The 24,402-nt window shown below is 73.5% G+C and carries 28 protein-coding genes; 5 read left to right on the top strand and 23 right to left on the bottom strand.

The annotated features are described in order from the left end of the window. Positions 1 to 73: 73 nt before the first annotated feature. The 23 genes from KG102_RS02365 to KG102_RS02255 all read right to left on the bottom strand — a co-directional run bounded on the left by KG102_RS02365 (position 74) and on the right by KG102_RS02255 (position 19,424). Positions 74 to 592: a flagellar basal body-associated FliL family protein gene (locus tag KG102_RS02365; RefSeq protein ID WP_208210061.1), complete on the bottom strand. Its 519-nt coding sequence runs from the start codon at positions 590 to 592 to the stop codon at positions 74 to 76. 4 nt (positions 593 to 596) lie between these two features. Beyond that, positions 597 to 1,514, bottom strand: coding sequence for an OmpA/MotB family protein (locus KG102_RS02360; RefSeq protein ID WP_208289525.1), 918 nt, complete (start codon positions 1,512 to 1,514; stop codon positions 597 to 599). Then, positions 1,511 to 2,287, bottom strand: coding sequence for a motility protein A (locus KG102_RS02355; protein WP_208210063.1), 777 nt, complete (start codon positions 2,285 to 2,287; stop codon positions 1,511 to 1,513). The genes KG102_RS02360 and KG102_RS02355 overlap by 4 nt, the downstream gene beginning before the upstream one ends. After that, positions 2,287 to 2,607 (bottom strand): flagellar FlbD family protein, encoded by a 321-nt coding sequence (locus KG102_RS02350; RefSeq protein WP_249667437.1) that lies wholly within the window; start codon positions 2,605 to 2,607, stop codon positions 2,287 to 2,289. Before KG102_RS02350 ends, KG102_RS02355 begins: the two co-directional genes overlap by 1 nt. A 144-nt stretch (positions 2,608 to 2,751) precedes the next feature. Further along, positions 2,752 to 3,396, bottom strand: coding sequence for a M15 family metallopeptidase (locus KG102_RS02345; RefSeq protein WP_208289526.1), 645 nt, complete (start codon positions 3,394 to 3,396; stop codon positions 2,752 to 2,754). A gap of 182 nt (positions 3,397 to 3,578) precedes the next feature. Next, positions 3,579 to 4,796, bottom strand: coding sequence for an HNH endonuclease (locus tag KG102_RS02340; protein ID WP_208289527.1), 1,218 nt, complete (start codon positions 4,794 to 4,796; stop codon positions 3,579 to 3,581). A gap of 569 nt (positions 4,797 to 5,365) precedes the next feature. Next, entirely contained in the window at positions 5,366 to 6,544 is a 1,179-nt protein-coding gene (locus tag KG102_RS02335; protein WP_208210067.1) for a flagellar hook protein FlgE, read from the bottom strand. 20 nt (positions 6,545 to 6,564) lie between these two features. Continuing rightward, entirely contained in the window at positions 6,565 to 6,996 is a 432-nt protein-coding gene (locus KG102_RS02330; protein WP_208210068.1) for a flagellar hook assembly protein FlgD, read from the bottom strand. Between the two features lie 30 nt (positions 6,997 to 7,026). After that, positions 7,027 to 8,274 carry a flagellar hook-length control protein FliK gene (locus KG102_RS02325; protein WP_208289528.1) on the bottom strand — a complete coding sequence of 416 codons (1,248 nt, stop codon included), beginning with the start codon at positions 8,272 to 8,274 and terminating at the stop codon, positions 7,027 to 7,029. Further along, a complete protein-coding gene (locus KG102_RS02320) occupies positions 8,271 to 8,993 on the bottom strand; it encodes a C40 family peptidase (protein WP_208289529.1) in 723 nt (240 codons plus the stop codon). Before KG102_RS02320 ends, KG102_RS02325 begins: the two co-directional genes overlap by 4 nt. Further along, positions 8,990 to 9,424, bottom strand: coding sequence for a flagellar FliJ family protein (locus KG102_RS02315; RefSeq protein WP_208289530.1), 435 nt, complete (start codon positions 9,422 to 9,424; stop codon positions 8,990 to 8,992). The genes KG102_RS02320 and KG102_RS02315 overlap by 4 nt, the downstream gene beginning before the upstream one ends. Beyond that, entirely contained in the window at positions 9,421 to 10,743 is a 1,323-nt protein-coding gene (locus tag KG102_RS02310) for a FliI/YscN family ATPase (protein WP_208289531.1), read from the bottom strand. The genes KG102_RS02315 and KG102_RS02310 overlap by 4 nt, the downstream gene beginning before the upstream one ends. Further along, a complete protein-coding gene (locus tag KG102_RS02305) occupies positions 10,740 to 11,501 on the bottom strand; it encodes a FliH/SctL family protein (RefSeq protein ID WP_208289532.1) in 762 nt (253 codons plus the stop codon). Before KG102_RS02305 ends, KG102_RS02310 begins: the two co-directional genes overlap by 4 nt. Beyond that, a complete protein-coding gene (gene fliG, locus KG102_RS02300; RefSeq protein ID WP_208210074.1) occupies positions 11,494 to 12,495 on the bottom strand; it encodes a flagellar motor switch protein FliG in 1,002 nt (333 codons plus the stop codon). Before fliG ends, KG102_RS02305 begins: the two co-directional genes overlap by 8 nt. Further along, positions 12,492 to 14,099, bottom strand: a complete 1,608-nt coding sequence (gene fliF / locus KG102_RS02295) for a flagellar basal-body MS-ring/collar protein FliF (RefSeq protein WP_208289533.1) — start codon at positions 14,097 to 14,099, stop codon at positions 12,492 to 12,494. Before fliF ends, fliG begins: the two co-directional genes overlap by 4 nt. Continuing rightward, the gene (gene fliE, locus KG102_RS02290) at positions 14,099 to 14,407 is read right to left on the bottom strand and encodes a flagellar hook-basal body complex protein FliE (protein ID WP_208210076.1); all 309 of its coding nucleotides are present in this window, start codon (positions 14,405 to 14,407) and stop codon (positions 14,099 to 14,101) included. Before fliE ends, fliF begins: the two co-directional genes overlap by 1 nt. Position 14,408: 1 nt before the next feature. Beyond that, a complete protein-coding gene (locus KG102_RS02285; RefSeq protein WP_208210077.1) occupies positions 14,409 to 14,798 on the bottom strand; it encodes a flagellar basal body rod protein FlgC in 390 nt (129 codons plus the stop codon). Beyond that, positions 14,798 to 15,139, bottom strand: a complete 342-nt coding sequence (flgB, locus tag KG102_RS02280; protein WP_208211006.1) for a flagellar basal body rod protein FlgB — start codon at positions 15,137 to 15,139, stop codon at positions 14,798 to 14,800. Before flgB ends, KG102_RS02285 begins: the two co-directional genes overlap by 1 nt. Before the next feature lie 205 nt (positions 15,140 to 15,344). Next, positions 15,345 to 15,692 (bottom strand): hypothetical protein, encoded by a 348-nt coding sequence (locus KG102_RS02275; RefSeq protein ID WP_208210078.1) that lies wholly within the window; start codon positions 15,690 to 15,692, stop codon positions 15,345 to 15,347. 1 nt (position 15,693) lies between these two features. After that, a complete protein-coding gene (locus KG102_RS02270; protein ID WP_208210079.1) occupies positions 15,694 to 16,137 on the bottom strand; it encodes a flagellar export chaperone FliS in 444 nt (147 codons plus the stop codon). A gap of 25 nt (positions 16,138 to 16,162) precedes the next feature. Further along, positions 16,163 to 17,521: a flagellar filament capping protein FliD gene (fliD, locus tag KG102_RS02265; RefSeq protein ID WP_208289534.1), complete on the bottom strand. Its 1,359-nt coding sequence runs from the start codon at positions 17,519 to 17,521 to the stop codon at positions 16,163 to 16,165. Positions 17,522 to 17,644: 123 nt separating this feature from the next. Then, positions 17,645 to 18,466 (bottom strand): flagellin N-terminal helical domain-containing protein, encoded by an 822-nt coding sequence (locus KG102_RS02260; protein WP_208210081.1) that lies wholly within the window; start codon positions 18,464 to 18,466, stop codon positions 17,645 to 17,647. Positions 18,467 to 18,572: 106 nt separating this feature from the next. Then, a complete protein-coding gene (locus KG102_RS02255; protein ID WP_208289535.1) occupies positions 18,573 to 19,424 on the bottom strand; it encodes a sigma-70 family RNA polymerase sigma factor in 852 nt (283 codons plus the stop codon). Positions 19,425 to 19,806: 382 nt separating this feature from the next. Here KG102_RS02255 and flgN point away from each other — a divergent pair, with 382 nt between their 5' ends. The 5 genes from flgN to KG102_RS02230 all read left to right on the top strand — a co-directional run bounded on the left by flgN (position 19,807) and on the right by KG102_RS02230 (position 24,367). Then, complete coding sequence (gene flgN / locus KG102_RS02250) at positions 19,807 to 20,286, top strand: flagellar export chaperone FlgN (RefSeq protein ID WP_208210083.1); 480 nt, start codon at positions 19,807 to 19,809, stop codon at positions 20,284 to 20,286. An 8-nt stretch (positions 20,287 to 20,294) separates the two neighbouring features. Then, entirely contained in the window at positions 20,295 to 21,737 is a 1,443-nt protein-coding gene (gene flgK, locus KG102_RS02245) for a flagellar hook-associated protein FlgK (RefSeq protein ID WP_208210084.1), read from the top strand. A gap of 17 nt (positions 21,738 to 21,754) precedes the next feature. Further along, entirely contained in the window at positions 21,755 to 22,627 is an 873-nt protein-coding gene (gene flgL, locus KG102_RS02240) for a flagellar hook-associated protein FlgL (protein ID WP_249667436.1), read from the top strand. Beyond that, positions 22,624 to 23,070, top strand: coding sequence for a flagellar assembly protein FliW (locus KG102_RS02235; protein WP_243884594.1), 447 nt, complete (start codon positions 22,624 to 22,626; stop codon positions 23,068 to 23,070). Before flgL ends, KG102_RS02235 begins: the two co-directional genes overlap by 4 nt. A 79-nt stretch (positions 23,071 to 23,149) precedes the next feature. After that, complete coding sequence (locus KG102_RS02230; RefSeq protein ID WP_208289536.1) at positions 23,150 to 24,367, top strand: EAL and HDOD domain-containing protein; 1,218 nt, start codon at positions 23,150 to 23,152, stop codon at positions 24,365 to 24,367. Positions 24,368 to 24,402 lie beyond the last annotated feature (35 nt).

The following is a 24,402-nucleotide window of genomic DNA, read 5'->3' as shown; positions in this document are numbered from 1 at the left end:
TCCTGCGTGCGGAGCGGTGTGGCGCCCTCCGTGGCGCCCCGACTGTGTGGGCTGCGGCCTGCCGCGGCCGCGCCTACTGCGTGACGTAGTTGGTCAGGTAGACGTCCATCACCTCCCCCTCGTAGGTCTCCTGGAGCTGGTGCGCCAGCTCCGCGGTCAGGGCCTCACGGTTGGCCGGGTCGGAGACCTCGGCGATCGTGCGGCCCGAGAACAGGGCGATGGCCAGGTCGAGGGCCCGCGCGGTGTCGGGGGCCTCCTCCCCCACGTCCTCCGTGAGCTGCAGGGCCATGCCGAGGCGCAGGTAGTGGCCGTCCGCGAGGTTGAGGCTCACGGGCTCGACCTCGACGACGGCGCCGGCCACGGGTGCGGGCTCGGGCTCCGGCTCGGCGGGACCCTTGCCGAGCAGCAGGTACGCCGCGGCTCCACCCCCCAGCAGCACCACGGCCACGACGGCCAGCAGGAGCAGCTTCTTCTTCTTCGACTTCGGGGCGTCGTCGTCCTGCCCGGCCGTGGCCGTGGACGAGGCGCTGCCGCCGATCTTGTTGGCGCCGCCGATCTTGCCTCCGGCGACGACGCGTTGCTCGATGGGCACGGTGCTATCCCTTCGCAGTCAGGGCCGGGACGAGGGCGCGCACCTGCTCGGGTGCGGCGCTGAGGATGACGAGGTCGACGCGGCGGTTCTGCACGAGGGCGTCGGCCGAGTCGCCGGGCACGAGCGGACGGGTGTCGCCGAAGCCGACGGCCATGATCCGGCCGCCCGGCATCCCGTCGGTCTCGACCAGGTGGCGCAGCACCTGGGTCGCACGGTCGGTGGAGAGCTCCCAGTTGGTCGGGTACCGGCCTGCCACGGGGATGACGTTGGCGTGCCCCTCCACCGAGATCTGCTCGCCGATGCCCACCAGGGTCGGGCCGGCGACGTCCAGCACGCGGCGCGCGGTCGGGGTCATCTCGGCGCTCGCCGCGGCGAAGAAGACGTCGTCGGCCACCAGCCCGAGCACCAGCCCGCGCTCGTCGATCCGGAAGCGGACGGTGCCGTCCAGGCCGTTGGCCGCGAGGCTGGCCGCGATCTGGGCGCGCATCTGCTCGAGCCGCGCGGCCTCCTTCTCGGCTGCCGCGAGCACCTCGGGGTCCACCGCGGTCGCGCTCGTCGGCTCCGCCGTCTGGGTCACGGGCTGTGCCCCCTGCATGCCCAGGCCGCTGTCGGCGCTGACCATGCCGGCGGTCCCCGTCGCCGGGGTGGTCTCCGGCACGATGCTCGCACCGTCCAGCGTGCCCGCGCTCCCGTCCAGCACCGACGGTTTCATGGTGCCGTCCTGGAAGCCCGCGGAGAGGCTGTCGCGCAGCGCGACGTACTTCTCCTGGTCCACCTGGCTGATGGCGAACAGCACGATGAACAGCGCCATCAGCACGGTGATCATGTCCGAGTAGCTGACCAGCCAGCGCTCGTGGTTGACGTGCTCCTCCTCGTGGTCACCGCCCCGGCGGCGACCACGGTGCGCGGTGGCGGTGCTCATGCGGCTGCCTTGTCGGTCTTCGTGGGCGGCGCCTCGGGCAGCAGGCTGCGCAGGCGTTCCCCGACCAGGCGCGGGTTGGCGCCCGCCTGGACCGCGAGCAGGCCCTCGAGCGTCACCTCCATCTGGTTGCACTCCAGGTCCGAGATGCGCCGGATGCGGGCGCCCAGCGGAAGCCAGACGACGTTCGCGGACAGGATGCCCCAGAGCGTCGCGACGAACGCCGCCGCGATCGAGTGGCCCAGCGCGGCGGGCTCCGACAGGTTCTCCAGCACGTGCACCAGCGAGATGACCGTGCCGATGATGCCGATGGTCGGTGCGTAGCCGCCCATGTCCACGAAGTACTTGGAGTGCACCCGGTCCCGCGTGCGCTTGGTGGAGATCTTGTCCTCGAGGATCGTGCGCAGGTCGTCCGGGTCCGTGCCGTCGATGGCGGCCTGCAGCCCGCCGCGCAGGAACGGGTCGTCGATCGTGCGCGTCTCGTCCTCGAGCGCGAGGAGGCCCTCGCGGCGGGCGCGGTCGGCCAGCCCGACGACGATGTCGACGGTCGCGGCGGGGTCCGGGGCCTTGCTGCGCAGGGCGCGCGGGACCGCCTTGAACGACGCGATCACGTCCTTGATGGTGTGGCCGGCGATGCCGACGCCGATGGTGCCCACCCAGACGAGCAGCAGGGGTGCGGGAAGGAAGATCGACATCGGGTCGGCGCCCTCGAGGAGCAGCGCCCCGAAGATCGCGGCAAACGCGACGCCAATGCCGATCAGGCCAGCGGGATCCATCACACGCTCCTCGGTCGCAGGGGGACGGCAGGCGGCACGGAGCCGCCGTGGGCGTACCCGTCGGGGGCGTCAGGGTCGACGGGGTCGTCGGACTCCGGCAGGTCGGGCACCAGCTCCATGCGCGGCTGGACCTGGATGGCCTGCGCGCGGGCGAGGATCTGCGAGCGGTGCTCGTGGATGCGGCCGATGACCTCCGTCATCGACTCGGCGACGATGTACTTCGTGCCGTCGATGAGGGTCAGGATGGTGTCGGGCGCACTGTCGATGCGCTGGATGAGGTCGGGGTTCACCCCGAACTGCCCCCCGGCAAGTCGCGTCACGACAATCACGGCGATACCCGTCCCTGGTCACCTGGTCCTGCTGCGGCTGTCGCCGCTGCCGGGCCCATCCGTGGGCCCGCATACCTCTCCGATCGGTGACGACCATGCGGATCTGAGGAGTTGTTCCCGACGACGACCGGGCGATCAGGGCGTGTAGGCCCAGTGCCACGGCTCGCGGGGGGTGTCCTCGACGAAGCCGTGCTCCGCTCCGTGCGCCCGCATCCAGGCCTGCGCCGTCGCGTCGAGGTCCAGGTCGACCGCCAGTCCCCAGCCGTGGTCGCTGGTCCCCGGCGCGGCCGCGAGCCCGCCCTGGCTGTACAGACCCTTGCGCTGCGCCACGTCGACCTGGCCCGCGTAGGAGCGGTACGAGTCCGTGATGCCGACCTTGACGCCGTCTGCGGCCGCCGCGGTGATCAGCCCCGTCAGCGCCTGCGCGGCGGGCGCCCAGAGCCGGTGGCCCGTGGTGCCCACCTCCTGCAGCGCGGCCGGCGGGATCTTCCCGTTGCCGTACGCCGCGAGCTCCGTCGGCACGCCGTCGCCACCCAGCCGCGTGGCCGCCGACTGCCCGGCGGTCGGGGTTCCGGCGGTCGAGGTCCCGGCGGCCGCCGTGGCGGCGGTCGACGCGGTTGCCGCGGTGCGGGCGACCTCCTGGGCCAGCAGGTCGGAGAAGGCCGTCCCTGAGGCGCTCACCGCGGTGCCGGCAGCCCCCGCGCTCGCGGCGGGCGGCCGTGGCGCCACGATCGACTGGATCTGCGCCATGCGCTGCGCGATCGCCGTGATGCCTTCCATGAGCCGCCCTCCCCCGATCGACCAGCGTGCTTCGTGCGGACCAGCGGTGTCCGAACGGACATCGCGCACTGGCGTCTCCCGTGCAATCGGCACGAGCACTCCGAACTGGAGGGATCGGCGGGGTCGACCTCGCCGGCGTGCCCGCGGGAGCGGGAGCGTCCAGCCATCCAGCCGCCCTCCCGTCACCGGCCAGGTTGGTATCCGTCGGGTGCGTTGACGGTGAGGCCGCGGGTGTCGCGGAAGACGTACCGCATGGGCTGCAGCCCGCCGGGCTCGCCACCATCGCCACCAACGCCGCCGTTGAGGACGTCACCGAGGCCGCCTCGCCCCGCCCCGCCCGCGGCGGCTATGCCTTGTTGTCGCAGCACCCAGCCCGGTGGTTTCGCGAGTCGTTCGATGGACAGGTGCAGGCGGTGGACCTCGGAGTGGTGGAACCGGCACAGCAGTGCAGCGTTGGCCACCGACGTCGGGCCGGCATCGCGGCCCCACCAGCGCACGTGGTGGACCTCGCAGCGGGAGGCGTGCTGTTCGCCCCCGTTCCACACGCACTGCCCGTCCCGGACGACCACCGCCCGGCGTTGGGCGGTGCTGAACAACCGTCGGGTGCGGCCCACGTCCAGGGGCAGGCCTTCGGCGGACATGACGATCCGGGTGAGGTCGGCCTGGCACAGCACCCGGGCCAGCTCGGACATCGCCACCGGGGTGCCGTCCTCCAACGTCGCCGGCGCCACCGTCCCCCACGGCAGCCGGACCGGCGGAGCCACCACATCCGCCCCGGCCCTCTCATGGGCGATCAGCTCCGCGACCGTCTCGGCCGCCACCAGCAACGACACATGCGCACGACTGACCGTCCCGGACCCCACCGCACCAGCAGCACCGCCCGTCCCCGGCTCCGTCGCATCACCCTCGGCACTGCCGCCCACACCCGCACGTGGGCCGGTTCGGGCGCAGACCTTCTCCGCGAGCATGGTCAACGCGTCGGCGCTGGCCTGGCCTGGGGAGCGGGTCTGGTCGCCGAACTGGCCCATCGCGTCCAACGCCACCCGCAGGCTCTCCCCGGCGACCCGGTCCAGGCGGCCCTTGAGGAACACCCCGTCAGGCTGGGCCGACAACGACAAGAACCGTTCCCGGTACTGCCGGTCGTGCTCGCCCTGCACCCCGGCCGGGTCCTGGGTGGCCACGAACCGGGCCAACGCCCGAGCGAAGTCCGGCGCCGACCGCGTCCGGGCCATCGCCAGCACCGCCTGCTGGGTGTCCGGAGTACGCAACACCGAGGCCACCTGGGGGGACGCGGTCGCGGCGACCCTCGCCAACGCGTCCAGGTGCGGCAACGGCACCGACCCCTGCCGCACCCCCGCAGCCACCACCGGCATCGAGACCAACGCGTCGGCCTGACGCACCTGCGCGTCGCCTCACCGATCCCCGCCCGGGAGGCCCGGGCGTGCGCGGCCTCGAACGAGCGGTCCCCGGGGCGCACGGTGTCCCCGGCGTCACGGTCGGCGACCAGCAGGTGCGCCCGCGCCTCGGCCAACGCAGCCTGCCCCGACGCGACCGCGGCCAACGCTGAGGCCCGCTCCGCAGCGCTCCAGCCCGAGCTGGCCCGGGACACGGCAGCCAGGTCGGCGGCGGCGTCGCGCACCCGCGCCGCCACGTCACCGACCCGCACCATCGTATCGAACATACGTGCGATTCTATTCGAACCGGACATCCGGATCAATGCCCTGACCTGCACAAACATATACACAGGCCACCTCACCGAGCCGCCCACAGCCCGGGGAGGTTGTCGATCCGTGGTCGTGCTCGCCCGACCGCCCGGGCACTGGGCCACGTCCTGACGGCGGGACGAGCCCGCAGGGTGCCACCGCCACGCCCACGCGCGGGACCACCGGCCAGCGCACAGGCCCGCGATGGTCCGTCTCGACGACGCAGAAGGGCCCGGCCGCACGACGGCCGGGCCCTTCCACAGCTGTCAGCGCTTGAGGTTCACCAGCTCCTGGAGCACCTCGTCCGAGGTCGTGATCACGCGGGAGTTCGCCTGGAACCCGCGCTGCGCCACGATCAGCGACGTGAACTCGCTGGACAGGTCGACGTTCGACATCTCGAGCGCGCCACCCGCCAGCGACCCGCGCCCGCCCGTACCGGCCGCGCCGACCTGCGGCTCGCCGGAGTTCACCGAGGTGCGGAACAGCGAGCCGCCCGCCTTCTCCAGGCCCGACGGGTTGGTGAACGAGCCGAGGGCCAGGCGGCCGACGGTCTGCTTGAGCCCGTTGCTGAACGCGCCCGTGATGGTGCCGTCGGCGCCGAGCGCGAAGCTCTGCAGCGTCCCGGCGGCCTGCCCGTCCTGGGACTTGGCCTTGACCGTGTCGAGCCCCGCGAACCCCTTGAGCGCCGAGATGTCGACCGCCACGGCGCCGACGGTCAGACCGGTCGGGCTGGTCAGGGTGCCGTTGCCGTCGAACACGAGGTCCGCCTCCGAGGCGGGCCCGGTGCCGTCCGAGGCGGACACCGACCACCCGGTGGCCGACTTGGTGAACGTGAGGGCCAGCTCGCGCTCGACGCCGGTCGAGTCGAACACCTTCACCGTGCGCTCCAGGACGGTCCCGGCGGCGGCCGTCGCGTCGAGGTTGCCCTCGTAGACGGCGGACGTCGTGGCGACCGCCGGCATGACCGAGCCGGCAGGGAGCCGCAGGTCCGTGAGCGGACCGTTGGTGTCGACGACACCGTTGGTCGCGGTCCAGCCCTGGACCAGGGCGCCCTCGCCCGGCAGGACCATCTGGCCGGTCGAGTCGAAGTCGAACGAGCCCGCCCGCGTGTAGTACGACTCGGCGCCCTTGCGCACGATGAAGAACCCGTCGCCCTGGATCATCATGTCGGTGCTGCGCCCGGTGATCTGCGACGCACCCTGCGTGAAGTTGGTGGTGATCCCCGCGACGCGCACGCCGAGGCCGACCTGCGCCGGGTTGGTGCCACCGGTGCCCGCCTGGGCGCCGCCCGCGTTCTGCAGGACCTGGCTGAGCGTGTCCTGGAACTGGGTCTGCGACGACTTGAAGCCGGTGGTGTTGACGTTGGCGATGTTGTTGCCGGTGACGTCGAGCATGGTCTGGTGGCTGCGGAGGCCACTGATGCCGGAGAAGAGCGAGCGGAGCATGTCGGTTCCCTTCGAGGAGGTCAGGCGGTGGGGGTGGTGGGTGCGGTGACAGCTGCGACGGCGTCGAGCGCGATCGTCTTGTCCCCCACCGTCACGGTGGGTACGGAGCCGGCGTAGGAGACGCCGGAGACCGTGCCGTTGTGACTGGCGCCGTCGGCGTCGGTCCAGTTGACCTGCTGCCCCACGAGGGCGGCAGCGGCCATGCGCATCTGCAGCGCGAACGACTCGCGCGAGGTGTCGGAGAGCTCGACGAGCTTCTCCATGGTGGTGAGCTGGGTGGTCTGCGCCATGAGCTGCGACGAGTCCATGGGGCTGCTCGGGTCCTGGTTGCGCAGCTGCGCGACCAGCAGGTCGAGGAACGCCTGCTTGTCCAGGTCGCCGTTGCTGGCGGTGGTCTGGGGGGTGGTGCCGGTGGCGGCGGTGGCCGCGGTGTACGAGACGTCGATGGACATGCTGTCTCCGGGGTTCGTGGGGGCGGGTGCTCAGGCGAGGAGGTCGAGTCCTCGGGACGGTGGTCGGTCCGGGGCGACGGGCACGGCGGCGACCGGCGCCGCGGGTCCGCGTGCCTGCTGCCAGGGCACCGCGTCGCGGCCGTCGGGCTCGTGGCCCTGGGACCGGTCGCCGCCCGGGCCGACGTCGACGGTCATCCCGCTCGCGGCGAGGTCCCGCCGCAGCTCGGACAGCACCCCGCGCAGGGCCTCGCGCGAGGCGTCGGTCACGCCCACCAGCTCGACGCGGACCGACTCGGGCCCGATGTGGGCGACGATCCGCACCGGTCCGAGGTTCTCCGGGTCGATCGGGACGGTCAGGACGTGCCGGCCATGGCTCAGCCCGCCGGGGCCGGTCAGGGCGGTCAGGCGCGCACCGAGCTGCTCGGCGAGCGGCGGGGCCTGCGTCGGCGCGGCCTGCGTCGGCGGGGCGGGTGCGGGCGCCGGTGCCGCGGGTGCGGGTGCGGTCCCGACACCGGCCGCGGGAGCCGCCGCAGGGGCCGTGGGTGCGACGACGGCACGGTCCGTCGGCGTCGCGGGGGCAAGGGTGGACGGGCTCGACGAGGGATCCGCGTCGGCGACCGTCGTCGGCTCCGCGGCGACGAGCGAGGGTCCTTCCGTCACCGCGGGCGTCACCCCGCGAAACGCCGACGGAACCGGTGCGGCCGTGGCGGTCGAGGCGGCCTGCGGGCCGACGGGGGCGGTGGTGGCCGCACCCGTGACGCCGGTCGTACCGGCGGGCGGAGCGGGGGCGACAGGTGCAGCCCCGACGGCGGGTGCGTCGGTCGTCGCAGCGTCCGTCATCGACGCGTCGGTCGGCGCAGCGTCGGTCACGGGGACCGCGCCCGGTGCGGGTGCGGCCGGTGCGGCGGCGAGCATCGCGACGAGCGCCGCGGACTGCTCGGCGACCGGGGCCGCGTCGGTGGACGCCGCGCTGGTCGCGGGAGCGTCGGTGCCGACCGGTCCCCCGGGCGCGTCCGTGCCGTCCGCCGGGTCGGTCGACGCCGTCCCCGGCGATGCCTCCCGGCTCCGGTCCGACGACGGGCCGGTGGTCGGCGCGCTCTCCCGTGAGCGGACCCCGGGGCCGTCGACGCGGTCCCGCGGCCGGATGCCCGGGGCGTCGCGACCCTGGGATGCCGCCATCCGCTCGAGCACCTGCGCGAAGTCGCCCTGCGGCGCTCCGGCGCCCGGCCGCGCGTTCCGCGGCCCGCCCGGCAGCAGCGCCGTCACGGTGGCGGTCATGCCGCCACCCCCGAACCGGACGCGCCCAGACCCACGAGGGCCTGGAGCGCGGCTCGCTGCGCCGAGGCGACCGCCGAGGCGGCGTCCGTCGCGACGGGCACGGCGGCGTCCGTCGCGACGGGCACGGCGGCGTCCGTCGCGACGGACATGGCGACGGGCACGGCGCCCGCCTGCGGAAGGATCCGGCGGATCGCCGTCGGCTCCGTGTAGACCTCGCGCACGGTCACGGCCTTGCCAGGCTTCGGGGCGTCGATCATCCGGCCTTCTCCTACGTAGATGCCGATGTGGTTTCCGCCGCCGAAGACCACGAGGTCCCCGGGCAGCGCCTGGTCGAGCGACGGCACCGCGGTGCCGAGGGTCATCTGCTCGCGGGCGGTGCGGGGCACCGGGGTCACGCCGATGTCCGCGAGCGAGCGCTGCACCAGCCCGGAGCAGTCGAGCCCGCCCTCGTCGAGCGACTCCCCGCCCCACACGTACGGGACGCCGAGGTACTTCGTCGCCGCAGCGACGAGCCCCTGCCCGGTGGCGGACGCGGGTGCGGCGGTCGTGGCGGGCACGGAGGCGGCGGCCAGGGCGCTGCCGAACGACGCGCTGGCCACGGTGGACACCGACGCGGACCCGGTCGACGCAGAACCCGTCGACACCGTGGCCGACGGACCTTCGACCAGCGCCCGCAGCTCACCGATGCGTGCCTGCACGGCCGCGATCCCGGCGCTCATGCGTCCTGCTCCGGCGTCGTCGGGGGGCGCCTGCCGGCGATCTCGTCGAGCACCCGCTGCTCCGCGCGCGCCTCCTCGGCGCGCTCCGCCTCGTCGTGCCGCTCCCCGAGGCGTTCCAGCGCGCGCACCTGCTGGCGGGCGTCCGTCCACGCCACGGATCGGTCGACGGTCAGCGCCTCGGCACCGCCCACCTCGACCCGGCGCTCCGTCAGCAGCGCACCGAGCGCCGCGCGCCCCGCGACGGCGGCGTGCCAGGCAAGGCGGTCCCCGACCACGGGCATCGAGGAGCCCGCCAGGCGGTCGGCGGTCTCCCGGGCACGCCGCTCGGCGGCGGCCTGCTCGCGGCGGGCGAGAGCGAGCTCGGCGGCGGCCTGGTCCTCGGCGAGCGCACGCAGGCGCAGGAGTCCGGCGAGCGGGAAGATGCGCGTCACGACGGGTCCCCCAGCGCGCCGACGAGCGCCGCGAGGTGCGTCCACGACTGCTCGGCCGGCGCCGCCTGGTCCATCGGCTGCTGCAGGAACGCGTCGATCGCGCGACCGTGCGTGACGGCCGCGTCGACCAGCGGGTTGGAGCCCGCGACGTACGCGCCCACGTCCAGCAGGTCCTGCGCCTGCCGGCGGGCCGCCATCACGGCGCGCAGGCGGCGGGCGAGCAGCTGGCGGTCCGGGGACGTGACCCGCGACGCGACGCGGCTGATGGAGGCGAGCGCGTCGACGCTCGGGAAGTGCCCCGCGACGGCCAGCCGCCGGTCCAGCACGACGTGGCCGTCGAGGATCGAGCGGGCGGCGTCGGCGATCGGCTCGTTGTGGTCGTCACCGTCCACCAGCACCGTGTACAGACCGGTGACCGAGCCCGTCGCACCCGTGCCCGCGCGCTCCAGCAGCTGGGCCAGCAGCGCGAACGTGCTCGGCGGGTACCCGCGCGTGGCGGGCGGCTCCCCCACGGAGAGCCCGATCTCGCGCTGCGCCATGGCGACGCGCGTGAGGGAGTCCATCATCAGCACCGCGTGCGCCCCGCCGTCGCGCAGGTGCTCGGCGATCCGGGTGGCGACGAACGCGGAGCGCAGTCGCACCAGCGGCGGCTCGTCGGACGTGGCGACGACGACGACGCTGCGGGCCAGCCCTTCCGGCCCCAGGTCGTCCTCGAGGAACTCGCGCACCTCGCGGCCGCGCTCCCCGACGAGCGCGATGACGGACACCTCGGCGTCCGTGCCGCGCGCGATCATCGACAGCAGGCTCGACTTGCCCACGCCGGAGCCGGCGAACAGGCCCAGGCGCTGCCCGCGCCCGACGGTGACGAGCGTGTCGAGCACGCGGACGCCCAGGTCGAGGGGCGTGTCCACGCGTGCCCGATCCAGCGGGTGCGGGGCGTGACCCTCGACGGGCACCCACGCGTCGGCCCGCAGGGGGCCCAAGCCGTCGATGGGCCGGCCGAGCCCGTCGAGCACGCGGCCCAGCAGACCGGCGCCGACCGGCACGCGCAGCGCGGTGCCCAGCGGTCGGGCGGGCATCCCGGCGCGCATGCCCCCCGTCGCGCCCAGCGGCATGCAGCGCACGGTGCCGCCGGACGTGGCGACGACCTCGGCCAGGACGGCGGACGACCCCTCCCCGAGCCGCAGCAGCTCACCGACCGCCGCACCGGTGCCGGCCACGTCGATCGACAGGCCGACCACACCACGGACGGTCCCGACGACCTCGGGGGCGACCGCGTCGAGCGCGTCGTCCCACCGGCTGTGCAGCATCGTGGTCATCGCAGGTCCCCCGTCTGGCGGGCGTCGCCCAGGACGTCACCGCTCGGTGCGTCGTCGACCAGCGCCGCGGCGGCGCGCTCGAGCGCGCTACCGATCCGGGCGTCCAGGTAGCCGTCGTCGTGCCGGGCGAGCGCGTCGCCGGGGGCCAGCGACGCGTCAGCCACGAGCACCACGCCGTCCGGCGCCGCGTCGGCACCGACCGCGCGCAGCACGTCGAGGTCCCGGGGGTGCAGGTGGACGGTCACGACCTCGGGGACGCGCGGCTGACGCAGGACCCGACCGAGCGCCGCGGTCGCGGACCGCTCGGCATCGCACAGCTCGACTCCGAGCACCGCGCGGGCCAGCTCGAGGGCACCCGCGTGCAGGAGGGACTCGGCCTGCGCGAGCACGGGCGCCGTGCGGGCCTGCGCGGCGGCCGCGGCGGACGCCAGCACGCCGAGGGCGGCCGCGAGCGCGCGGGCGGCGGCCTCGTCGTCGGCGGCGCGGCGGGTGGCGACCAGCTCGGCCTCGAGCTCGGCCGCGGCCGCGGCCTGGCGGGCCCCGGCGGCGAAGCCAGCGGCGAACCCGGCGGCGCGAGCGGCGGCGTGCACCGCGACGTCGACCTCCGGGACGCCCAGCACGGCCGGCCGGAAGGCGACGGCCTGGCCCGCGGACGACGCGGACCCGGCGGCGGCGAAGCCGGCGGGCGCGAACGCCGCGGGTCCGGACCCCGTGCTCGCGACCGTGAGCGGCACGAACCCCTCGCGCAGCTCACGCAACGTACTCGTCCTCCCCGTCGCGGCGGATGACGATCTGCCCGCTCTCCTCGAGCCGGCGGATGCTCTGGACGATCTCCGCACGGGCGTCCTCGACCTGCGACAGGCGCACCGGCCCGAGCAGCTCGATCTCCTCGACCAGGTTCTCCCGGGCGCGCTCGGACAGGTTGCGCAGCACGGTCTCGCGCACCTCGGTCGTCACACCCTTGAGCGCCACGCACAGCGCGGCCGTCTCCACCTGGCGCAGGACCAGCTGCATGGCCCGGTCCTCGAGCAGCACGATGTCGCCGAAGACGAACATCCGGCTGCGGACCTCCTCGGCCAGCGCCTCGTCGCGGCTGGACAGGCCCTCGAGGATCAGCTTCTCGGTGGTCGGGTCGGCGCGGTTGATGATCTCCACCAGCGGCTGCACGCCGCCCACCGGGGCCAGCTCGCGCGGCTGGAGCACCGCGGAGGCCTTGCGCTGCAGCGACTCGGCGACGACGGTGACGACGTCGGGCGACGCGCGCTCCATGACCGCGATGCGGTGCGCGACCTCGCCCTGCAGGTCCGGCTCGAGCCCGGCGAGGATGGCCGACGCGTGCTCGGGGCGCAGGTGCGCGAGCACGAGCGCGATCGCCTGGGGGTGCTCACCGGACAGCAGCGACACCACCTGGCGGGCGTCGGCCTGCTGCAGGAACTCGAACGGCTTGCCGGCCATGCTGGTCTGCAGGCGCTCCAGGACGCCCGCGGCCTGGTCGGCCCCCAGCGATGCCTCGAGCAGGTGCTGGGCCAGGCCCAGCCCCCCGCCGACGCCGGGACCGATGACGGAGGCGGCGTAGAACTCCTCGAGCACCTCGTCCGCCTGGCCCTGGTCGACCCGTTCGAGCCGCAGGATCTCCCCGGTCAGCTCCTCGATCTCGGCGACGTCGAGCTGCGCCATGACGCGTGCGGCGCGGTCGCGGCCCAGCTGCAGCAGGAGCATCGCGGCCTTCTGCGACCCGGTCAACGTGCTCATCGTCCGCGCCCCTTGGCGGGGCCGGCGCCGACGAGCCAGCCGCGCAGCAGGTCCGCGACCTCCTCGGGCTGCTCGTCGGCCAGCGCGCTGATCTCGGCCCGCTTGACGGCCACGGGGTCGGGCGCGGCGGGCAACGGTGCGGCCGGCAGGACGGGCAGCGCGTCCGCGACGCCCTCGATCCCGAGCGGGTCGCCCGGTCCGGGGGCAAGCGTGATCTCGCCCAGGTCGAGCGTGGTGCGCCGCGACTTTCCGGAGCGGCGGGCGAACACGATGACCACGATGATCGCCAGCAGCAGGGCCGCTCCGCCGATCGCGGCCTGCCGGATGAAGGACTTGCCCGCGGCGGCCTCGGCCTCGGCGTCCGCCGCCGCCAGGGCCTCCTGGGCCGCCTCGGCCTGGGAGGTGTCGAACACCATGCTCTCCACGGCGATCGTGTCGCCGCGCTCGGGGTCGATGCCCGCCGCGGCGGCGACCATCGTCGAGAGGCCGGCCATGTCGATCCCGGCGGCGGCGTTGGTGTCGACCGCGACGGCGACGGACTGGCGCTCGACGGCACCCGGCGCCGCCTTGGTCACCTCGGTGCTCTTGTTCACGGCGTTCTGGACGTCCTCGGTGGTCGACGTGTACGTGCCGGACCCCGACCCGTCCTCCGGGACGGCGATGTTGTCCGGCCCGAGCACGCCGGTGGCCGCGCCACCGGAGCCCGTGTAGTCCTCGGTGGTCTTCGACGACGCGAGCGGGGGCGTGCCCTCGCTGGCGGAGAACTGCTCGACCGTGCGCTGGGTCTCGTCGTAGTCCAGCTCGGCCGTCACGGTCACCGCGGAGTGACCCACGCCGACCACCTGGTCGAGCAGCGCCTGGACCGCGCCGCGGACCCGCTCCTCGTACTCGTTGGTCTGGCGGCCGGCGAGCCCACCGCCCGTGGTCCCCGAGCCCACCGCGGACAGCACCTGGCCGGTGGAGTCGATGACGGCGACGTCGGTGGGCTGCATGCCCTCGATGCCGGCGGACACCAGGTGCACGATCGACTGCACCTGGTCGGCACCCAGGTGGACGCCGGTGGTGGTGCGCACGAACACCGACGCGGTCGGGTCGGCCTTCTCGGACACGAAGACGGTGTCCTCGGGCATCGCCAGGCGCACGGTGGCGACGTCGACGCCGTCGATCGCTCCGATGGTCTTGGCCAGCTCGCCCTCGAGCGCCCGCTGGTAGGTCTTCTGCTGCTGGAACTCCGAGGACGTCATCGGCATCTCGTCCAGCAGCGAGTACCCGCCGCCGTCCGCGTTGGACGGCAGGCCGGCCGCCGCGAGCTTGATCCGCTGGCCGTAGAGCTGGTCGGCGGGGACGAGCACCGTCGAGCCGCCGTCGGCCAGCTGGTAGGAGACGCCCGCCGTCTCGAGCTCGTCGACGATCGCGCTGGCGTCCGCGCCGGAGAGGCTGGTGAACAGGGGGCTCATGGTGGGCTTCGACAGCCAGGTGCTCAGCGCCACGGCACCGAGGACGAGCACGGCCACGCCGATGATCGCGAGCGTCCGCTGGGCCAGCGAGAAGGCCTTGACGGCCGCCGTCAGGCGGTTCATCGCCGACTGCATCTGCGCGGGCATCAGGCCTGCATCCGCATGATCTCGGAGAAGGCCTCGACGGCCTTGTTGCGGATCGCGGCGGTCAGCTCGATCGCGGTCGAGGCCTCGGCCGCGGCGATCGTGTAGTCGTGCACGTCGTCGAGGTCACCCGTGACCGCCTGCACAGCCAGGCTGCTCGACGTCGACTGGAGGTTCTGCAGCTGGTCGATCGACCCGAGCACCGAGGCGAAGCCCGCACCGGCGGTGGGGTCGCTCGCCGTGGGCGCGGTCGTCGGGGCCAGGAAGGCGGTGGGGGTGACCGCGGAGACCGCGGTGAGGGGGAGGCTCATGTCATCGTCCGATCTGGAGGGCCGCTGCGTAGGTCTCCTTGGCGCGGTCCACCACGGCGGCGTTCGCCTGGTAGCCGCGCTGGGCCATGATCAGCTGGGTCATCTGGCTCGACATGTCGATGTCGGGGTAACGCACGTAGCCCTGCTCGTCCGCCAGCGGGTTGGTGGGCTCGTGCACGAGCCGTCCCTCCGCGGAGCCCTCGAGGACGCCGGCCACCTGCACGCCGCCGTCCTGCATGGCCTGCGCGACGACGTACTTCTGCTGGAACGCGTCCTCGCTCGTGGCGCGGACGGTGCTGATGTTGGCCAGGTTGTCGCTCACGGCGTCGAGCCACTTGCGGTGCACGGTCAGGCCGGTGCTCGCGATGCCGATCGCGCCGAAGATCGTCATCAGCTGGTCCGCATCGCGGCGCGCACCGACGAGAACTGGCCGGAGATCGCCTGGGTCGCCAGCTGGTAGCGCAGGTTGGTGTCGACGTTGAGCAGCGTCTCGGTGTCGAGGTTGACGTTGTTGCCGTCCTCGCGCGTCGGCTCGAGCGACCGGGCGACCTTCGCGGTCACCGCGCCGTCACCCTTGCTGACCGCCTGCGACAGCTCCTCCTCGAAGGAGACGCGCTGCGCCTGGTACCCGGGCGTCTGGATGTTCGCGATGTTGTCGGCGATGACGCGCTGGCGGAGGGCGAGGCCGTCGAGCGCGCTGTTCAGCGCTACGGCGCTCACGGAGTCGAGCATGCCCATGGCGGGTCCACCTCACCGACGACAAGAACGAGGTCGGCCGATCCGTGGCCTGCTGTGCGAGCGATCCGTGCTCGATCCACCCATCGACGCGCCGGTCCGGGTGTGTAGGGGTTCTCCCGGCGGACGGTGCCCGTTCACTCGGATGCACCGCGGGCCAGCCGGTCAGAACCGGTCAGACCCGGTCAGAGGGTCGGGCTCGTCAGGCCTCGGCGTCGACGTACACCGCGGCGGCCTCGGGCGGGCGGCCCTGCAGCGCGCGGGTGGCGGCGATCTGGCGCCGGCTGCGCGTGATGGCCTCGGCCGTGCGGCGGGACGTCTCGAGCTGCCGGTCGAGGATGGCGCGCGCGCGGACCTGCAGCGGTGCGGGCAGCGGGCCCAGGTCGCGGCGGGGCTGCCACGCGACGGTGCGCGCGACGACCTCGACGCTCGTGAGGTGGGCGTCGCGCAGGAGCGCCTCGGCGGTCTGCACGTCCAGCTCGAGCTCGTCGAGCGCGAGCGACCAGGCGACGACCCAGGGGTCGGCGACGTCGAGGTCGGCGGTGGGCATGTCAGCCGACGCCGAGGAGCCTGGCGCCCATCACCGCGTCGGTCGTCACGGCGGGGACCGTCGGTGCGGCGGCCGCCCGCGTGAGCTCGTCCGCGGCGGTGTGCCACGCGTCGGCCAGCGGGAGCACGAGGTCCCGGCACACCTGCGCGCGGCCCGCGTCGCCCTGGACCGCGGCGCCGATCAGCTCGGTCAGCAGGTAGCGGTAGATCGCCATGAGCTTCTCGCCGCCGTCCCAGCCGTCCGGCTGCAGGCTCACCATGAGCTCGGCGACGATCTCCTGGGCGTGCTGCAGGTGACTGCTCGCCTGAACGCGGTCGCCGGCCTGCAGCGCCTCGATCCCGCGGTCCACGTCGAGCAGCATCCGGTCGTAGAGCATGGTCAGCAGGCGGGCCGGGCCGACGGTCTCGACGGCGGAGGTCACGTACCGGGAGCGGACGCTGTGCATGGGACGTGCCTTTCGGTCGGTCGGGTCAGCTCGAGGTGGACAGGGAGGCGAGCTGGCTGGAGAGCCAGGACGACTGGGAGTTCAGGCCCGAGAGGGTGACCTCCAGGGCGGAGTACGTGGCCGCGAGCGCCTCGCGGCGCATCGCCAGCCGGCGGTCCCACTCCTCGATCTGCTTGCCGAGGTCGGTGACCATGCCCTGCTGGCCCTTGATCTTGAGCGTCAGCGTCCCGTCGATCTTGTCGCTCGTACCCGTGGCGACGTCCGCGACGCGCTGCGCGAGGCCGGCGACGACCTTCTGGACCTTCTCGGGGTCGGCCGCGAGCGCTGCCGCGAACACCTTGTCGTCGAACGTGAAGGCCCCGTAGCGGTCGACGGTGATCCCGACGCTCGACGGGGAGACGCCGTCCACGCCGTAGGACGCGGCGGTGGCCAGCTGCTGCTGGATCCCCCGCACGGCGCTGTCGCCGGAGAACAGCCCGCCGGTGACGGCCGTTCTGCCGTCCGCGGTGGTCGTGGTCGTCGCGGCGGAGCGCGACGAGATCTCGGACAGCACGACGCCGAGCGAGCCGACGAGGTCCGACGCAAGCTTGGTGAGCGCCGCGGTGTCGGTGGCGACCGTCAGGGTGACCGGGTCGGTCTCCAGCTTGGAGACCGTGATGCTCGTGCCCGCCAGCACGTCGGTGAAGGCATTTGTGGCGGAGGAGACCTGCTGCGCGGCACCGCTGCCGGGCCAGAGCGTGATCTTCGCGTCCTGCGCGGTGCGAGTACCCGTCAGGCCGATCGGGGTGGCGGTCCCCGCCTCGACCTGCGCCTTGGTGCCGGCGAGGACAGTGAACCCTCCGCTCGCCCCCGTGGACGTACCGGTCAGCTGGAGCCGGGTCTCACCGTTGACGGTCACCGCGACTGCGGACACACCCGCGCTGGACGACGAGATCGCGCGCGCTGTTGCGGCGGCGTCCGTCCCGACGGCGATCTCGGTGAGGGTGCCGTCCTGCTTCCGGATCGTCAGGGTGGACGCTCCGCCCGTGAGGTCCACCAGGTCCTTGAACGGTTGGGTCAGCGACACCTGGCTCTGCGCGACGGCGTCGACCGTGAAGGTCAGCGCGGTCGGCTGGGCACCGGTGGTCGTCGTCGCCGTGACGGATGTGGCCGACGCCGTGGCCGCCGTGGCGTTCCAGGAGTCGACCTTGGCGGCCTTCGTCGCGGACTCGGCGAGCGAGGCGACCCTGGCGTTCAGCGCCTGGAGCGCGGTCGCCAGCGTGGTGGTCGAGGTCTGCTTGGACTTGAGCAGCGTCTGCGGCGCGGCCTCGGCGGCCATCAGGCTGTTGATCAGCGCGGTCGTGTCCAACCCGCTGACCAGTCCGTCGATGCCGAGCGAAGCCATGGGGAGTCCGTCCGAGAGCTGAGGGTTTCCGGGTGGTGCACCGGTGGCGGGCGGCTGTGCGCCGGCCCGCCACCGGTTGGTCGAACCCCGGGCCGCGGAGGTCATCCGCGGCCCGGGTCAGGATCACCGCAGGAGCGACAGGACGCCCTGGGGGATCTGGTTGGCCTGCGCGAGCATCGCCGTGCCGGCCTGCGAGAGGATCTGGGCCCGCGTGAACGAGACCATCTCGGACGCCATGTCGGTGTCGCGGATCCGGCTCTCCGACGCGGACAGGTTCTCCACCGCGACGTTGATGTTCTTGATGGTGTGCTCGAACCGGTTCTGCACCGCACCGAGCTCGGCACGAGCGGTCGAGACGGCCTTGATCTCCGTGTCGATCGCTGCGATCGACGTCAGGGCGGTGTCCGCGCCGTCGAAGCTCAGCGCCTTGATCGTGGCGCCGAGGCCCTCGACGTCGGCCAGCGTGACCGCGATCTGGTTCGTGCCCGCGTCGCTGCCCGCGCCGACCTGGAAGGTCATCGTGTCGCCCTTGAGCAGGTCGGTGCCGTTGAAGTTCGTCGAGGCACCGATGCGGGTGAGCTCGTCGGCGAGGCTGTCGACCTCGGTCTTGATGTTCGTGCGGGCGTCGGCGTTGTTCGAGTCGTTACCCGCCTGCACACCCAGGTCACGCACGCGCTGCAGGATGGCGTGGACCTCGGTCATGGCGCCCTCAGCGGTCTGCACGACCGAGATGCCGTCCTGGGCGTTGCGAGCGGCGACCTTGAGGCCACCGACCTGCGAGCGAAGACCCTCGGAGATCGCCAGGCCGGCCGCGTCGTCCGCAGCGCGGTTGATGCGGAAGCCGGACGAGAGCTTCTCGAGCGACTTGCTCAGGTCGTTCTGCGTGTTGGACAGGTTGCGGTACGAGTTGACGGCCGCAATGTTCTGGTTGATCGAGAGACCCATCGTGAACATCCTCCTTGAATCGGGTCCGGACAGCCCATCCGTGGGCTTACCCCTCCGATCGGGCTGCTCGGCCCCGGCCTGAGGAATTCGGTGGGACGAGTTTTCGTCAGGCCGAGACCGACGGCGCGGAGTCCGTCTGGGCCCGCTGCGTGGGCACGATCCCCGCGGTCGCGTTCATCGCCGCCCGGGCGGCGACGGCGGCGAAGTAGGTCTGGCGGCGGCGCTCGGCGACGCCGTCCGGGCGCTCCACCGGCGCGACGAGGTCGGGTTCGAGGTGGGAGTTCAGGCCGTCGCGCAGGAGAGCCAGGGCCTCGGTGCGCAGCTGGCTGACCCGCGACTGCGTGACTCCGAGCTCGTCGGCCAGCTCGGCGACCGAGCGGTCCTGCAGGAAGACGCCCTCGACCACGACGCGCAGCCGGTCGGGCAGCGTGTGCACGGCGGCGCGCAGCCAGTGCAGGCGCTCCGCGGTGAGCAGGACCTCCTCCGGGTTCGGCGCGTCGTCGCGGACCAGGTCGCCCACGGACGCGTCGACGGCGTCGAGGCTGAGCACCCGGCGGGCGGTCTCCTGCGCGGCGCGGTCCACCGCAGCGACGTCCGTCCCCATCGCGTCGGCCAGTTCCACCCGGGTCGGGGTGCGGCCGAGGGTCGCCGTGAGGCGCTCGGCCGTGCCGGCGAGCTCGCGGACGCGGTGCCGGGCCCCGCGGGAGGCCCAGTCCATGGAGCGCAGCTCGTCGACCAGCGCGCCGCGGATCCGCAGCGACGCGTACCGGGCGAACGGGACCCCCGTCGTCGGGTCGTACGCCCGGGCGGCCAGCACGAGCGCGAGGCTCCCCGCCGAGGCGAGCTCGTCGCGCGAGACGCTCGGCGGCACGCGGTGCAGGAGCTCGCTGACGGCGTACCCGACGAGGGGGAGGTTCGCCAGGACGAGTTCGTCGACGGAGGGCGCGGTGCTGGTCACCTCTGATCGGTCGGTTGCCCGGGCCTCGCGCTTGAGCGAACGCTCACATCCGCTCCGTCGCGGCCGATGCACGCGTCTGAATCGTTTTCCCGGCGGGCCGCGTGATCACGCGGATGTCGGCGGCACGGTCACAAAAGAGCCTTCGGCAGTGTGATGCACGTCACATGTCACCGCCGGGACGGCGTCGGGTCATACGTCGCATTCGGACGATTCCGCAGGTGATCACGCACTTCTGTCCCGATCTGCCGGGCGTGACCGTCATGATGACGCGTCCCCATGACTCAGATCGTGCCGTGGAACAGTTACGAGCCGAGCGGCACCGGTCGATAGGGGCAGCAGAAGCACCATGACCCCACACGCACGACGGAAGGATGACGAGCCGATGGCACTGACCCGGCTGTCCGACGTGCTCTGGCGCGAGCGCACGCTGCTGGACCTGCTCCTGTTCAAGCTCGAGGAGGAGCAGATGATCCTCACGAGCGGCCGCAGCCGCTGGCTCGGGCACGCCACGCGCGAGGTCGAGAGCGTCCTGGACGAGATCCGCTCAGCAGAGATCGGCCGGTCCGCGGAGGCCGACGCGGTCGCCGCCATGCTGGGTCTGCAGCCGGGCGCCAGCCTCGCCCAGCTCGCGGAGCACGCCCCGGCACCGTGGGACGAGCTGCTGCGGGCGCACCGCGACGCGTTCGCCTCCCTCACCACGGAGATCGCCCAGCTGGCCGACGGCAACCGCGAGCTGCTCGCCATGTCGCACCGCGCCACGCAGGAGACGCTCCTGTCCCTCCAGGAGGTGCACACCTACGACGGCTCCGGCCAGGCGGCGAGTGCCGCACCCACCGCCCAGCTCGTCGACCGATCGTTGTAGGGGGACCTGTGAGCACCTTCTCCGGACTCGGCACCGCGCTGAGCTCGCTCATCGCGCAACGGCAGGCGCTCGACGTCGCCGGCCAGAACATCGCCAACGCGAACACCGTGGGCTACACGCGCCAGCGTGCGACGCTCGCCGCCCTGCCCTCGGCCACCGTGCCGTCGATGTTCTCCACCTACGACGGCTCCGGCCAGGGCACGCGGGTGTCCAGCATCGACCGGCTCGCCGACGCGTTCCTGGACGCGAGCGTGCGGACGCAGACCTCGGGCGCGTCGTACCTGGCGGCCCGGGCTGAGGCGTACACCACCCTGGAGACGAACGTCGGCGAGCCGGCGACCACGGGCCTCGCCAACCAGCTCTCCTCGTTCTGGGGCGCGTGGGACGACGTCGCCAAGACGGCCGACAAGGGTGCGGCCAAGGCCGTGCTGCTGGAGGGAGCCGCGGCGGTCGTCGACCGCATCGGGACGCTCTACACGGCGGCGCAGACCCAGTGGACGCACGCGCGCACCACCACGGTCGCGCTGGTGGACCAGGTGAACACGGCCGCAGCGAGCATCGCGGACCTCAACGGCCGCATCCAGCAGATCACGAACAGCGGCGGGACCGCCCACGAGCTCGCCGATCAGCGGGACCTGCTGGTCACGTCGATGTCGGGACTCGTCGGCGCCTCCGTCTCCGTGCGTCCCGACGGCCAGGTCGACGTGCTGGTCGGCGGCAACTACCTGGTCTCCGGCAACCGGCCGAGCGCGCTCGCCGTCACCGGTGCGGCCAGCTTCGCGCAGGCGACCGGCGACGCCGGCGCCCCCGGCCAGCCGGTGACCGTGGTCTGGGCCGACCACCCGACGCGTGCCGCGGGGCTCGACGGCGGACGCGTGGCCGGTCTGCTCTCGGTCCTGGCTCCCACCGACGCGAAGGGCACCGGCGGCATCCTCACCGAGGCGGCGGCACGGTACGACGCGCTCGCCACGACCATCGCCGAGAAGGTCAACACCCTGCACTCGGGCGCCGTGACCGTCAGCGGCGCACCCGGCGGCGACTTCTTCGCGTTCACGGCGGGACGGCCCGCCGCGCTCGGCCTGACGGTCGCGGTCACGGACCCGTCCGGCGTGGCGGTCGGCGCGCCCGGCCGCGGCGCGCTGGACGGCTCGATCGGCGACGCCATCTCGCGGCTCGGCACGGCCGCGGACGGACCGGACGCCGCGTGGAGCACCACCGTCGTCGAGCTCGGCGTGCGCACGGCCTCGGCCGCGTCGCGCGCCAAGGTGGCGGAGTCGGCGCGCTCCACCGCCGTCGGCCAGCAGCTCGCCCAGGCCAGCGTCGACACCGACGAGGAGACCGTGAACATGCTCGCGTCCCAGCGTGCGTACGAAGGTGCGGCCCGCGTGCTGACCGCCATCGACGAGATGCTCGACACCCTCATCAACCGCACCGGCCTCGTGGGGAGGTAGGCACCGTGATCGCTCGAGTGACCCATCAGACGGTTCAGCGCCAGACGCTGGCCAACCTTCAGGGCAACCTCGCCGCCATGGGCGACCTGCAGGCACAGATGTCCAGCGGCAAGAAGATCGTCGTGCCGTCCGACGACCCGGCCGGGGCCTCGGACATGCTCCGGCTGCGCAGCGAGCAGCGGTCGATCACGCAGCAGGCGCGCAACGCCTCCGACGGCGACTCGTGGCTCACCACCGTCGACTCCGCGCTCGCCTCGTCGCTCGCGGCCCTGCGCCGGGCCCGGGACCTCACGGTCCAGGGCGGCAACGGCGCGCTCGGCACCGTGTCCCGCGACGCGCTCGCCACCGAGCTCGAGGGTGTGCGGGACACGCTCCTGGACCAGGCGAACTCCACCTACGTGGGCCGGTCGGTCTTCGCCGGCACGTCGAACGCGGGGCAGGCCTTCGGGCCCGGCTACGCGTTCACGGGCAGCACGACCCCGTCGCCCGTCGAGCGCCGGATCGGCGCGAGCACCACCGTGCGCGTCGACTCCGACGGCGCCAAGGTCTTCGGCACCGGCGACGCGTCGGTGTTCGCGCTCCTCGACGAGGTCGCGGCCACGCTGCGCTCGGGCGGTGACCCCGCCGCGCACCTCGCCGCGATCGACTCGCGCATGGAGGCGATGCTCACGGAGGTGTCCTCGGTCGGCGCGCGCCACGCCCAGGTGATCGCCGCGACGAGCGACCTGAAGAGCCAGGAGCTCACCGTGAAGTCGCAGCTCTCCGGCATCGAGGACATCGACCTGGCCGAGGTCATCCTCGAGCTGCAGATGCAGGAGGTCGCGTACAACGGTGCCCTCGGCGCCGCCAGCAAGGTCCTGCAGCCTTCGCTGATGGACTTCCTGCGATGAGCGCCGCGACCGCATCGGCCGGCGTGCGCGTGGCGGGCGCGGGCGCCGATGCCATGGACGTCCCCGCGATGCTCGAGCTCACCTCCCCGCTGCTCGGGCTGCCGGGGCACCTGCACTACGCGCTCGAGCCCCTCGACGACACCGGCGTGCTGTTCGCGCTGCGCAGCGTCCCGCAGGACGAGACCGACGCCCCGGTCCGGCTGTTCGTCGTCAGCCCGGTGGCGCACTACCCCGACTACACGCCCACCCTCGACGCCGACGCGCTGCCGTGGGACGCGGACGGCGACCACACGGCCGTGCTCGCCGTGGTGCACCCCGGCCACGGCGCGGACGACGGCCCGACCGTGAACCTGCTGGCCCCGCTCGTGATCGACACCCGCAGCGGAAGGGCCGCGCAGATCGTCCTGGACGGGGACTGGCCCCTGCGGGCCCGCGTCGGCTGAACCCCGTCTGGGCCCGATGCCTCAGGTCGACGCCCTGTCTGCCGATGGGTCGAGGGACGATCGACTCCGGGGGAAAGACATGACCGTGCTCAGCCACCACGACCCACGCACGCAAGGCGCGATCCTGCACCGGCAGCCGATCGTGCACCCCGACCGCTCGGTCTTCGGGTACGCGGTCCGCGCGGAGGTCCGGGACGCGCACGGCGGGCTCGCGCCCGAGGACATGGTGGAGGAGCGCCTCGACAAGGCGTACGCCACGCTGGACCCCGCGACCATCGCGGGCGACCGGCCCCTGATGGTCCGCGCGACCACCGACCTGCTGCTGGGCCTCGTCCCCACGCCGGTCGCCGCCGCCGGCATCGCCCTGGAGCTCCCGCTGCGGCTCGCCTCGCTGCCGGACACCGCCCAGCGCCTGGTCGAGCTGCGCAGCCTCGGCTACGGGCTCGCGCTCGGCGACTACAGCGGGACCCCCGCGCAGGACGTGCTGCTCCCCCTGGTCGACCTGGTCAAGGTCCACACGGGACGGGCTCCGGAGAAGCTGAGCGGCCTGATCGCCCAGGCGCACGGCGCGGGCGTGCGGGTGGTGGGCGAGCGCGTCGCGACGTCCGAGTCGATCGCCGTCGCGCTCGACCTCGGGATCGACCTGCTGCAGGGCCCGATGTTCGAGCGCCGGCCCGTCGGCACGGGACGCGAGTTCCTCGCCGGTGAGCTCCAGTGCCTCAACCTCGTGCGGCTGCTGTCGCAGGAGACGCCGGACCACGAGGCGGTCGTCCACACGGTCGAGTCCGACCCCGAGCTGTGCATGCGCGTGCTGCACGTGGTCAACGCGAGCGCGTCGGGCGTGCGGCGCCACGTCGACTCCGTGCGCCAGGCCGTCGTGCTGCTCGGCCCCCGCCAGCTCACGGCACTCGCCATGGCGTCGCTGGTCAACGCCCGCCCGGCGACCGTCGGCACGCTCTGGTCGGTCCTGGCCCGCGCCCTGACCTGCGGGATGCTCTCGGGGACCGGCGCCGGCTACACCGTCGGCATGCTGTCGGCCGTCGCGGCCCAGCTGCACGTGTCGGTCGAGGCGCTGGTGCAGCGGGCGGGGGTCTCCGACGACATCGCCGCCGCCCTGCGCGACCAGACCGGTCCGTACGGGCCGGTGCTCGCCGCGGTGCTGGCGCACGAGGAGAACGACCACGAGGCCGTCGCCGCCACCGGCCTGGAGCCGTGGGACGTCGCGCACGCGTACCTGGCGGCCGTGCCCCAGGCGTTCACCACCGCCTCCGAGCTCGCGGTCGCCGCGCGCAGCTGACGGACGCCGGCCGTCGGGGCGCCGCCCGCGACTAC

This window comes from Cellulomonas fengjieae (assembly GCF_018388465.1).
In the GTDB taxonomy this organism is placed as follows: Bacteria; Actinomycetota; Actinomycetes; order Actinomycetales; family Cellulomonadaceae; genus Cellulomonas; species Cellulomonas fengjieae.
The sequence above is the reverse complement of the archived record's forward strand: the minus strand, read 5'-3'. Positions and strand labels throughout refer to the sequence as shown.

What these genes read in the sequence shown, in the direction of transcription:
- KG102_RS02360 (WP_208289525.1), bottom strand. Translation starts at nt 1,514, where the DNA reads ATGAGCACCGCCACCGCGCACCGTGGTCGCCGCCGGGGCGGTGACCAC.
- KG102_RS02355 (WP_208210063.1), bottom strand. Translation starts at nt 2,287, where the DNA reads ATGGATCCCGCTGGCCTGATCGGCATTGGCGTCGCGTTTGCCGCGATC.
- KG102_RS02345 (WP_208289526.1), bottom strand. Translation starts at nt 3,396, where the DNA reads ATGGAAGGCATCACGGCGATCGCGCAGCGCATGGCGCAGATCCAGTCG.
- KG102_RS02335 (WP_208210067.1), bottom strand. Translation starts at nt 6,544, where the DNA reads ATGCTCCGCTCGCTCTTCTCCGGCATCAGTGGCCTCCGCAGCCACCAG.
- KG102_RS02330 (WP_208210068.1), bottom strand. Translation starts at nt 6,996, where the DNA reads ATGTCCATCGACGTCTCGTACACCGCGGCCACCGCCGCCACCGGCACC.
- KG102_RS02325 (WP_208289528.1), bottom strand. Translation starts at nt 8,274, where the DNA reads ATGACCGCCACCGTGACGGCGCTGCTGCCGGGCGGGCCGCGGAACGCG.
- KG102_RS02320 (WP_208289529.1), bottom strand. Translation starts at nt 8,993, where the DNA reads ATGAGCGCCGGGATCGCGGCCGTGCAGGCACGCATCGGTGAGCTGCGG.
- KG102_RS02310 (WP_208289531.1), bottom strand. Translation starts at nt 10,743, where the DNA reads ATGACCACGATGCTGCACAGCCGGTGGGACGACGCGCTCGACGCGGTC.
- fliG (WP_208210074.1), bottom strand. Translation starts at nt 12,495, where the DNA reads ATGAGCACGTTGACCGGGTCGCAGAAGGCCGCGATGCTCCTGCTGCAG.
- fliF (WP_208289533.1), bottom strand. Translation starts at nt 14,099, where the DNA reads ATGCCCGCGCAGATGCAGTCGGCGATGAACCGCCTGACGGCGGCCGTC.
- fliE (WP_208210076.1), bottom strand. Translation starts at nt 14,407, where the DNA reads ATGAGCCTCCCCCTCACCGCGGTCTCCGCGGTCACCCCCACCGCCTTC.
- KG102_RS02285 (WP_208210077.1), bottom strand. Translation starts at nt 14,798, where the DNA reads ATGACGATCTTCGGCGCGATCGGCATCGCGAGCACCGGCCTGACCGTG.
- flgB (WP_208211006.1), bottom strand. Translation starts at nt 15,139, where the DNA reads ATGCTCGACTCCGTGAGCGCCGTAGCGCTGAACAGCGCGCTCGACGGC.
- KG102_RS02275 (WP_208210078.1), bottom strand. Translation starts at nt 15,692, where the DNA reads ATGCCCACCGCCGACCTCGACGTCGCCGACCCCTGGGTCGTCGCCTGG.
- KG102_RS02270 (WP_208210079.1), bottom strand. Translation starts at nt 16,137, where the DNA reads ATGCACAGCGTCCGCTCCCGGTACGTGACCTCCGCCGTCGAGACCGTC.
- fliD (WP_208289534.1), bottom strand. Translation starts at nt 17,521, where the DNA reads ATGGCTTCGCTCGGCATCGACGGACTGGTCAGCGGGTTGGACACGACC.
- KG102_RS02260 (WP_208210081.1), bottom strand. Translation starts at nt 18,466, where the DNA reads ATGGGTCTCTCGATCAACCAGAACATTGCGGCCGTCAACTCGTACCGC.
- flgN (WP_208210083.1), top strand. Translation starts at nt 19,807, where the DNA reads ATGGCACTGACCCGGCTGTCCGACGTGCTCTGGCGCGAGCGCACGCTG.
- KG102_RS02235 (WP_243884594.1), top strand. Translation starts at nt 22,624, where the DNA reads ATGAGCGCCGCGACCGCATCGGCCGGCGTGCGCGTGGCGGGCGCGGGC.
- KG102_RS02230 (WP_208289536.1), top strand. Translation starts at nt 23,150, where the DNA reads ATGACCGTGCTCAGCCACCACGACCCACGCACGCAAGGCGCGATCCTG.